Origin of the sequence: Achromobacter sp. GD03932, from assembly GCF_029839485.1 — a bacterium.
Lineage (GTDB): Bacteria > Pseudomonadota > Gammaproteobacteria > Burkholderiales > Burkholderiaceae_B > Achromobacter > Achromobacter bronchisepticus_A.
In genome coordinates, this window is record NZ_JAOCAT010000063.1 from 1 (window position 1) to 9910 (window position 9910).

Here is a 9910-nt window from a genome sequence, read left to right on the forward strand (position 1 = left end):
GCGCCAGACCGTGCTGTCGCGCAAGGCGCCCCGGCGCGCGCGCGGCTTCGGGGCCTGGGCCAACCGCTGGCCGCTCAAGGCCATCGTCGCCAATCGCGCCCGTAAGCAGATCGCGGCCAAGGATCCCCTGGGCCACTATCCGGCCGCGCCCGCCATCGTCGAGATCTGGGAAAAGCACGGCGGCAACGCCTTGCAGGCGCCCGCGCTGATCGAGCGCATCATTTCCTCCGACACCGCCCGCAATCTGCTGCGGGTGTTCCGCCTGCAGGAACGGCTGAAGGCCAACGGCAAGCAGGCCGGCATTGCGCCCGCGCGCCACGTGCACGTGGTCGGCGCCGGCGTGATGGGCGGCGACATCGCGGCTTGGTGTGCGCTCAAGGGCATGACGGTCACCTTGCAGGACCAGGACATGGCGCGCATCGCGCCCGCCATCAAGCGCGCTGCCCAGCTGTTCTCGCGCCGCCTGAAGGATCCGCGGGTCGCGCGCGCGGCGTTCGACCGCCTGGTGCCGGATCCCGCAGGCGGCGGCGTGCCGCTGGCCGACATCGTCATCGAAGCCATCAGCGAACAGCCCGAAGCCAAACGCGCGCTCTACCGCTCGCTGGAGCCGCGCATGAAGCCCGATGCGCTGCTCGCCACCAACACCTCCAGCCTGTCGCTGGAAACCTTGCGCGCGGACCTGGCGCAGCCCCAACGGCTGGTCGGCATCCACTTCTTCAATCCCGTGGCCAAGATGCCGCTGGTGGAAGTCGTGCACGCCGACGGCGACGCGGGCGAGACGCAGGCCCGAGCCTGCGCCTTCGTCGGCCAGATCGACAAGCTGGCGCTGCCGGTCAAGAGCGCGCCGGGCTTCCTGGTCAACGCCGTGCTGGCGCCCTACATGCTGCAGGCCATGCGCAGCGTGGACGAGGGCCTGGCGCCCGAAGCCGTGGACGCGGCCATGGTGGCATTCGGCATGCCGATGGGGCCGCTGGAGCTGGCCGATACCGTGGGGTTGGACATCGCTCGCGCGGCAGGCGCGGAACTTGCTGGCGACGCCGAGCCGCCGCGCTGCCTGGCCGAGCGCCTGGCGCGCGGCGACCTGGGCAAGAAGAGCGGCCGCGGCTTCTACGTCTGGCGCGACGGCAAGCCGGTCAAGGGCGCCAGCCAGTCCGGCGCGCCCGCCGGCCTGGCGCAGCGCCTGATACAACCGCTGATCGACGCCACGCGCCAGCGCGTGGACGCAGGCATCGTCGCCGACGCCGACCTGGCCGACGCGGGCGTGATTTTCGGAACGGGGTTCGCGCCATTCACGGGCGGCCCCTTGCATTACCAAAGCAGTAACGCGTTGCAAAGTATAAGACCGGCTGAGGCCGATTAGGACCTGTACACCCTAAACCGGAACGACAAGACCGGCAGTGCCATAGAGACATCTATCCATCACGAGGAGGCAGTACCATGAGCAGACGTTCATTGTCCCTGAGCACCTTGTCGGCCCTCGTGGTCGGCCTGGGCGCATCCACGGCAACGCACTCGGCCGGCTTTCAGCTCCTGGAGCAGAACGCCAGCGGCCTGGGCAACGCCTATGCAGGCTCTGCGGCGAATCCGGAGAACGCCAGCATCATCTATTACAACCCGGCCGGCATGACCTACCTGCCCGGCTTCAATGTGTCCGGCGGCGTCAACCTGATCAAGCCGTCGTTCAAGTTTTCCGACAACGGCGACAGCCGCAATCCCAGCATTCCCGGCCTGCCGGGCACCGGCCTGGGCGGATCGCGTCCGACCGGCGGCAACGGCGGCGACGCCGGCAACCTGGGCGTGGTGCCCAACATGTACGCTTCCTGGCAGTTGAACGAGCAGTGGTTCATCGGCCTGGGCGTAGGCGCCCCGTTCGGCCTCATGACCGAATACGACGACGGCTGGGTGGGCCAGTACCACTCCAACAAATTCGAGATCAAGACGATCAACGTCAACCCCTCGATCGCCTACAAGGTCAACGAAAAGTTCTCCATGGGCTTTGGCGTGAACTGGCAGCACATCGACGCCAACTACAAGAAGAAGGCCGTACTGCCGGTTCCCGGCATGCCGCTGGGCACCACCGGCGACGCCGACCTGAACCTCAAGGGCGACGCCTGGGGCTGGAACGTGGGCTTCATGCTGCAACCCACGGACGACACCCGCATCGGCCTGTCCTACCGTTCGCAGATCAAGCACACGGCCAAGGGCGACACCGACATCACCAGCATCTATCCGCGCGGCAACTCGGTGTCGTTCGACGCCAAGGCGTCCGTGACCCTGCCCGACACCCTGATCCTGAGCGCGGCGCACCAGCTGAACGAACGCTGGGAGCTGCTGGGCGACATCTCGTGGACGGGCTGGAGCAGCATTCCCGACCTGAAGATCCGCAACTCGGGCGTCGGCGCACGCGACGACGACCTGCCGCTGAACTTCCGCGACAGCTGGCGCGTCGCCCTGGGCGCCAACTACAAGTTCGCGCCCAACTGGAAGTGGAAAGTCGGCGTCGCCTTCGACCAATCGCCCGTGTACAAGGAAGCCGACCGTCCGACCTCGCTGCCGGACAATGACCGCTACTGGCTCTCGACCGGTATTCAGTGGCAGGCCACCAAGGACACCACGCTGGACGTAGGCTATACCTATCTCTACCTGCGCAAGACGGACATCGACACCACGTCCGGCAACCAGCTGACCAAGGGCCGCGTGGCGGGCACCTATGACAGCAATGCCCACATCCTGGGCGTACAGCTGTCGTCCCGCTTCTAACCCGCACCGGATGGCGGCCCGGCCCGGCCGGCCCCGCCATCCGCTTTTTTCAGGAGACTGCCTTGAGCAAGTTCGTCGTCAAACACGTCGCCGTCCTGGGGGCCGGCGTCATGGGCGCGCAGATCGCCGCCCATCTGGCCAATGCCGGCGTGCCCGTCACGCTGTTCGACCTGGCCGCCGCCGAAGGCGACCGCAACGGCACGGTCAAGAAGGCGATCGCCGGCCTGAAGAAACTGGAGCCCGCACCCCTGGCCGGCGCCGCGCGCCTGGCGTACATCACGCCCGCCAACTACGACGACGACCTGGAACAGCTGCGCGGCTGCGACCTGGTCATCGAGGCCATCGCCGAACGCATGGACTGGAAGACCGCGCTGTACGAGCGCATCGCGCCGCACGTGGCCCCTGGCGCCATCATCGCCTCCAATACCTCGGGCCTGTCGATCGACGCGCTGGCCAATGCCCTGCCGGCGGGCCTGCGCGACCGTTTCTGCGGCATCCACTTTTTCAATCCGCCCCGCTACATGCGGCTGGTGGAGATCATCGCCACCTCGCACACCCAGCCCGTCGTGCTGGACCAGCTTGAAACCTGGCTGACCTCGACCCTGGGCAAGGGCGTGATCCGCGCGCTGGACACGCCCAACTTCGTGGCCAACCGCATCGGCGTGTTCTCGATCCTGGCGGCCATGCACCACACGGCCCGCCTAGGCCTGGCATTCGATGAGGTCGACGCCCTGACCGGCCCGAAGATCGGCCGTCCCAAGAGCGCCACCTACCGCACCGCCGACGTGGTCGGCCTGGACACGCTGGCCCACGTGGTCGGCACCATGGACAAGAATCTGCCGGACGACCCCTGGCACCGCTACTTCAAGCTGCCCGAGTGGCTCTCCGCCCTGATCGCCAAGGGCGCATTGGGGCAGAAGACCGGCGCCGGCGTCTACCGCAAGCAAGGCCGCGAAATCCTGGTGCTGGACCTGAAAGCGCAGGACTACGTGCCCAGCGCGGGCAAGCTGGCCGACGAAGTCGCCGCCCTGCTCAAGGAGCGCGACCCGGGCAAGCGCTTCGCCGCGCTGCGCGCAAGCAGCCATCCCCAGGCCCAGTTCCTCTGGAGCCTGTTCCGCGACATCTTCCACTACAGCGCCGTGCAGCTCGAACACGTGGCCGACAACGCGCGCGACCTGGACCTGGCCATGCGCTGGGGCTTCGGCTGGGCCCAAGGCCCGTTCGAAACCTGGCAGGCCGCCGGCTGGCAGGCCATCGCCGCCGCGGTGGCCGAGGACATCGCCGCCGGCCAGGCCATGAGCGACACGCCGCTGCCGGCATGGGCGCTGGAGCCCGGCCGCAACGGCGTGCATGCGCCCGAAGGCTCCTACTCCGCGCGCACCGGCCAGCTGCGCGCGCGCTCGACGCTGCCGGTGTACCGCCGCCAGCTGTTCCCCGAGCGCGTATTCGGCGAAGGCGCCAGCGCGCGCGGCGTCACGATCTGGGAAAACGAAGGCGTACGCCTGTGGAACCTGCCGCAGATCGACGCCGGCGTGGCCATCCTGTCCGTCACCTCGAAGAACCACACCCTGGGCGCGGAAGTGCTCGACGGCATCCTGCAGGCGGTGGCGCGCGCCGAGCGCGAATACGACGGCCTGGTCATCTGGCACGACGCGCCCTTCGCCGTGGGCGCCAACCTGCAACAAGTTTCCGAGGCCTGCGCCGCGGGACTATGGGACATGCTGGAAGCCACGGTTGAAAAGTTCCAGCGCACCTCGCAGTCGTTCAAGTACGCGCAGATTCCCACCGTGGCGGCCGTGCAGGGCATGGCGCTGGGCGGCGGCTGCGAATTCCTGATGCACGCCTCGCACCGGGTGCTGGCGCTGGAAAGCTATGTCGGGCTGGTCGAGGCCGGCGTCGGGCTGATTCCGGCCGGTGGCGGCAGCAAGGAATTCGCCGGCCGCGCCGCCGCGCTGGCCGCCAGGACCGCCACGCCGGGCGAGGTCTTCCCCTATCTGCAGCCGGTGTTCCAGACCATTGCCACGGCACAGGTCGCCAAGAGCGCGCTGGAAGCCATCGCCACGGGTTTCGCCCGCGAGCACGACATCGTCGTGTTCCATCCGGACGAGCTGCTGTATGTCGCGATCGGCCAGGCGCGCGCCGCGGCCGAGGCCGGCTACACGCCGCCTCCCCGCCTGCGCGACATTCCGGTCGCGGGCCGCAACGGCATTGCCAACTTCGAAATGGTGCTGGTCAACATGCGCGAGGGCGGCATGATCAGCGCGCACGACTACCGCGTGGCGCGCAGCGCCGCCGTGGCCCTGTGCGGCGGCGAGGTCGACACCGGCGCCAAGGTGGACGAGGAATGGCTGCTGGCCGTGGAGCGCAAGGAGTTCGTGGCGCTGCTGCGCACGCCCGAGACGCAAGCCCGCATCCGCCACACCCTCGACACCGGCAAGCCCCTGAGGAACTAGGCCCACCCCCGCAGCGCCTGCGGCGCTTCCCCCTTCAAGGGGGCGCCGACTGCGGACCGGCGAAGCCGGAACCGCGCGGCCCCGACAGGGCAAGCCAGCGGACAGCAACGGCCAGCGCCATGGACACACAAGGAATCACTATGAGCAAGCAGATTCAAGACGCCTACATCGTCGCCGCCACGCGCCTGCCGGTAGGCAAGCGCAACGGCGCCTACATCACCACCCGCCCCGACGACATGCTGGCCGCCGCGCTCAATGGCGCGCTGGCGCAGGTCCCGGGCCTGGACGCCGCGCGCATCGACGACGTCATCGCCGGCTGCGCCATGCCGGAAGCCGAGCAAGGCATGAACGTGGCCCGCATCGGCCTGTTGCTCGCCGGTCTGCCGCAAAGCGTGGCTGGCGTCACCGTGAACCGCTTCTGCGCATCCGGCCTGCAGGCAGTGGCCGATGCCGCGGCCCGCATCCGCACCGGCGAGGCCGACATCATGATCGGCGCCGGCACCGAATCCATGAGCGCCATGCCGCAGATCATGGGCAACAAGGTGTCGATGAACCCGGCCATCTTCGAGCACCAGGAAAACATCGGCATGGCCTTCGGCATGGGCCTGACCGGCGAGAAGGTCGCCGAACGCTGGAAGGTTTCGCGCGAGGACCAGGACGCCTTCGCCCTGGCCTCGCACCAGAAGGCTTGCGCGGCCATCGCCGCCGGCCACTTCCGCGCCGAGATCACGCCCTATGAAACGGTGTCGCGCCAGCCCGGCGACGCCAGCGGCACGGTGCGCACCGCGCGCCGCCTGGTCGAGACGGACGAAGGCCCCCGGCCGGACAGCAGCGCCGAGGCGCTGGCCCGCCTGAAGCCCGTATTCGCCGTGCGCGGCAGCGTCACGGCCGGCAACAGTTCGCAGATGTCCGATGGCGCCGCCGCCGTGATCCTGGTGTCCGACCGCATCCTGCGCGAATTCAATCTGAGTCCGCTGGCGCGCTTTGCCGGCTTCGCCGTGGCCGGCGTGCCGCCCGAAGTCATGGGCATCGGCCCGGTCGCAGCCATCCCCAAGGTGCTGCAACGCGCCGGCATCGGTCAGGACGCGCTGGACTGGATCGAACTGAACGAGGCGTTCGCCGCCCAATCGCTGGCGGTGATCCGCGAACTGAAGCTGGATCCCTCCAAGGTGAATCCGCTGGGCGGCGCGATCGCGCTGGGCCACCCGCTGGGCGCCACGGGCGCGATCCGCACGGCCACCCTCACCCACGGCCTGCGCCGCACCGGCGGCAAGTACGGCCTGGTGACCATGTGCATCGGCACCGGCATGGGCGCGGCCGGCCTGTTCGAGGCGATGTAGGCGGAGCGGCGCGGGACATGAAGCCCTATTGGTTCAAGAACTTGTCGCCGACATGGCGGGCGCGCCTGATGCGGGTGGGCTTCAATCTGCATCCGGCGTTCCGCGCCACCGGCGGCAAAGTGGTGCATGTGTCCGCGGACTTCCACCATATCCGCATCAAGCTGCCGCTGCTGCGGCGCACGCGCAATATCGTCGGGTCGATGTACGGCGGCTCGCTGTTCGCGGTGACCGACGGCGCCCACCCCACGATGCTGATGTCCGCGCTGGGCGCGGACCACATCGTGTGGGACAAGGCGGCCACCATACGCTACCGCAAGCCGGCGTACGCCACGCTGTATGTGGACTTCCGGCTCCCGCCCGACGAGATCGCGGAAATCCGCGCGATCCTCGCGCGCGACCATGAAACCACCCGGACTTATACGGTGGAACTCAAGGACCGCGACGGCGTGGTCTACGCCGTCGTGGAACGCACGATCTATATCGCAGACAAGAAGTTCTACAAGCAGAAGAACACTGGAGGAGAATCATGCGTCGCATCCCCGGAGGGCGAATCGCCGCCCTGAGCCTCATGCTTGCCGCCTGCCTGGCCGGCGCCCCCGCGCAGTCCGCCGACATCGAAGTGGCCGGCGTGCGCGTGCCGGACAGCCTGTCGGAAGGCGGCCGCGCCCTGGTGCTCAACGGCGCCGGCGTGCGCACCAAGTTCGTGGTCAAGGTCTACGTGGCCGCGTTGTACACCGCCGCGCAAAGCGGCGACGCGGCCGCGCTGGTCAATAGCGACGAACCGCGCCGCATGCGCCTCTTGCTGCTGCGCAACGTCGACAGCAAAAGCCTGGACGAAGCCCTGCAGGACGGATTGCGCGACAATACGTCCGCGCAGGAGCTGGCCGAGTTGAAGGCGCCGGCCGCCCGCCTGTCCGCCCTGATGGCGGAAATCGGCGCGGTGCGCGAAGGCGACGTGGTCGACCTGGATTTCGACGCCCGCGGCGTTGCGGTCACCGATAACGGCAAACTGCGCGGACGCATCGACAGCCCCGCGTTTGCGCGCGCCCTGCTGCGGGTCTGGCTGGGCGACAAACCCGCGCAAGCCTCCCTGAAAAAAGCCCTGCTGGGCGGCTAGGGCCCAAGGCTCTCTTGCTGTACAGGCCCCACACGGAAATCCGGCACATGGAACGAATCTGGCAGAAAAGCTATCCCGCGGGCGTACCCGCGGACATCGAGATGGACGGCGTGACCACGCTGGTATCGGTGGTGCGCGACAGTTGCGAGCGCTACGCCGGCAAGACCTCGTACATCAGCATGGGCAAGTCGCTCAGCTATGCCGAGCTCGACCGCTTGACGCGCGACTTCGCGGCCTGGCTGCACGCCAACGGCCTGGGCCCCGGCGACCGCGTCGCGCTCATGATGCCCAACCTGCTGCAGTACCCCGTATGCCTGTTCGGCGCCTTGCGCGCCGGCTGCGTGGTGGTCAACTGCAACCCGCTCTATACCCCGCATGAACTCCAGCACCAGCTGGCCGATTCAGGCGCGCGCGTCATCGTGGTCGCCGACAACTTCGCCGCCACCGTGCAAAAGGCCCTGGAAGGCACCGCGATAGAACGGGTGGTGGTGACGTCCATCGGCGAACTGCTGGGGCCGTTCAAGGGCCGCCTGGTGGATTTCGTGGTCCGCCGCGTCAAGCGCATGGTGCCCCCGTGGTCCCTGCCCGGCGCCTTGCGGCTGGGCGCTGCGCTGCGCGCCGGAAGCAGCGCGCCCTTTGACGAAGTGAAGCTGGACCAGCGCGACCTGGCCTGCCTGCAATACACCGGCGGCACCACCGGCGTGGCCAAGGCCGCCATGCTCACCCACGGCAACCTGGTCGCCAACCTGAGCCAGGCCTATGCCTGGGTCCGGCCGCTGGTGACCGAAGGCGAGGAATGCATCGTGACGGCGCTGCCGCTGTATCACATCTTCGCGCTGACGGCGAACTGCCTGACCTTCATGAAGATGGGCGCCAGCAACCTGCTCATCATCAACCCGCGCGACATTCCCGGGCTGGTCAAGGAAATGCGCAAGGTGCCGTTCTCGGCCTTCACGGGCGTAAATACGCTGTTCAACGCCTTGCTCAACAACCCGGATTTCGCGCGCCTGGATTTCTCGCGGCTGCGCCTGACCATGGGCGGCGGCATGGCGGTGCAGCGCTCGGTGGCCGACCGCTGGCGCGCCGTCACCGGCCGCTCGCTGGCGCAGGCCTATGGCCTGACCGAGACCTCGCCCGCGGTCACGATCAATCCGCTGGATGTGCAGGAGTTCACCGGCTCGATCGGCCTGCCCGTGCCATCCACCGACATTTCCATCCGCGACGACGCGGGCCGGGAACTGGGCGTGGGCGAGACCGGCGAGATCTGCGTACGCGGCCCCCAGGTCACGCAGGGCTACTGGCAGCGGCCCGACGAAACCGCGCTGGTGCTGTATGCGGACGGATTCCTGCGTACCGGAGACGTGGGCTACGTGGACGAAAAGGGCTACGTGTTCCTGGTGGACCGCAAGAAGGACATGATCCTGGTGTCCGGCTTCAACGTCTATCCCAACGAGGTCGAGGACGTGGCCGCCCTGCATCCCGGCGTGCGCGAAGTGGCGGCGGTGGGCGTGCCCGACGAGCGCTCGGGCGAGGCCGTGAAGCTGTATGTGATCCGCAAGGACCCGGCGCTGGACGCCGAGACCCTGATCGCGCATTGCCGCAAGCAGCTGACGGGCTACAAGGTGCCGCGCTACATCGAGTTCCGCGACGACCTGCCGCGCACCAACGTCGGCAAGATCCTGCGCCGCGAGCTGAAACCGGCGGCGCAGGAAGCCGCTCAGGCGCAAGCCCGGCAGCCGGGTTAAGCCTGAAGACCCGCCGGCCCGCAACGGACGCGGACCGGCGGCTGTCTCCGGGTCCGGCTACCACTGCCCGAAATACACTCCTGCCCGCTTGTGGGCGTTGGTCCCCTTCTCCACGGCCTCGTCGCTGATGGTGGTGCGGCGCTTGCCGCGCAGCATCCATTCCAGCAGCCGCTGGCGCAGCGCCTGGCGCGTTTGCGCATGCGCGCTGCTTGCGCCCAGGTCCTGGAACTCCTCGGGATCGGCGTGCAGGTCGAAGAGCTGCTCGCGCTCGTCCAGCCAGTACACGTAGCGCCAGCGGTCCGTGCGCACCGACCAGGCGCGCGCGTTCTGCGGCGTCTTGCCGCACAACAGGCGAGCCTGGCGGAAGCTGTAGTCCAGCTCCGAGTACACGCAATCGCGCCAGGGCGTGGCGGCATCGCGGCCGTGCAGCAAGGTCTGCAATTCGCGGCCCTCCAGCCGATGGCCGGGGCCGGACTTGCCCAGCGCGCGCAGCAC

The 9910-nt window shown here is 68.4% G+C and carries 8 protein-coding genes; 7 read left to right on the plus strand and 1 reads right to left on the minus strand.

Annotated features, from left to right (window positions below; translation table 11 throughout):
* The 7 genes from N5C88_RS31215 to N5C88_RS31245 form a co-directional block, all read left to right on the plus strand.
* Positions 1-1360, plus strand: a 1360-nt coding sequence (locus tag N5C88_RS31215) for a 3-hydroxyacyl-CoA dehydrogenase family protein (RefSeq protein WP_280016923.1), incomplete at its 5' end; no start/stop codon positions are given.
* Positions 1361-1437: 77 nt separating this feature from the next.
* Positions 1438-2760 carry an outer membrane protein transport protein gene (locus tag N5C88_RS31220; RefSeq protein WP_059372156.1) on the plus strand — a complete coding sequence of 441 codons (1323 nt, stop codon included), beginning with the start codon at positions 1438-1440 and terminating at the stop codon, positions 2758-2760.
* Positions 2761-2822: 62 nt separating this feature from the next.
* Positions 2823-5213: a 3-hydroxyacyl-CoA dehydrogenase/enoyl-CoA hydratase family protein gene (locus tag N5C88_RS31225; RefSeq protein ID WP_059372154.1), complete on the plus strand. Its 2391-nt coding sequence runs from the start codon at positions 2823-2825 to the stop codon at positions 5211-5213.
* 140 nt (positions 5214-5353) lie between these two features.
* Positions 5354-6553 carry an acetyl-CoA C-acyltransferase gene (locus N5C88_RS31230; protein WP_059372152.1) on the plus strand — a complete coding sequence of 400 codons (1200 nt, stop codon included), beginning with the start codon at positions 5354-5356 and terminating at the stop codon, positions 6551-6553.
* Between the two features lie 17 nt (positions 6554-6570).
* Positions 6571-7116 (plus strand): DUF4442 domain-containing protein, encoded by a 546-nt coding sequence (locus tag N5C88_RS31235; protein ID WP_059372151.1) that lies wholly within the window; start codon positions 6571-6573, stop codon positions 7114-7116.
* The gene (locus N5C88_RS31240) at positions 7080-7670 is read left to right on the plus strand and encodes a chalcone isomerase family protein (protein WP_059372149.1); all 591 of its coding nucleotides are present in this window, start codon (positions 7080-7082) and stop codon (positions 7668-7670) included. Before N5C88_RS31235 ends, N5C88_RS31240 begins: the two co-directional genes overlap by 37 nt.
* 47 nt (positions 7671-7717) lie before the next feature.
* Complete coding sequence (locus N5C88_RS31245) at positions 7718-9415, plus strand: AMP-binding protein (protein ID WP_118933698.1); 1698 nt, start codon at positions 7718-7720, stop codon at positions 9413-9415.
* Between the two features lie 57 nt (positions 9416-9472).
* Here the strand turns inward: N5C88_RS31245 and N5C88_RS31250 are convergent.
* A partial coding sequence (locus tag N5C88_RS31250) for a sulfatase/phosphatase domain-containing protein (protein WP_280016924.1) occupies positions 9473-9910 on the minus strand: 438 nt, incomplete at its 5' end.

Coding starts and splice junctions, on each gene's coding strand:
- N5C88_RS31220 (WP_059372156.1), top strand. CDS start 1,438: ATGAGCAGACGTTCATTGTCCCTGAGCACCTTGTCGGCCCTCGTGGTC.
- N5C88_RS31235 (WP_059372151.1), top strand. CDS start 6,571: ATGAAGCCCTATTGGTTCAAGAACTTGTCGCCGACATGGCGGGCGCGC.
- N5C88_RS31230 (WP_059372152.1), top strand. CDS start 5,354: ATGAGCAAGCAGATTCAAGACGCCTACATCGTCGCCGCCACGCGCCTG.
- N5C88_RS31240 (WP_059372149.1), top strand. CDS start 7,080: ATGCGTCGCATCCCCGGAGGGCGAATCGCCGCCCTGAGCCTCATGCTT.
- N5C88_RS31245 (WP_118933698.1), top strand. CDS start 7,718: ATGGAACGAATCTGGCAGAAAAGCTATCCCGCGGGCGTACCCGCGGAC.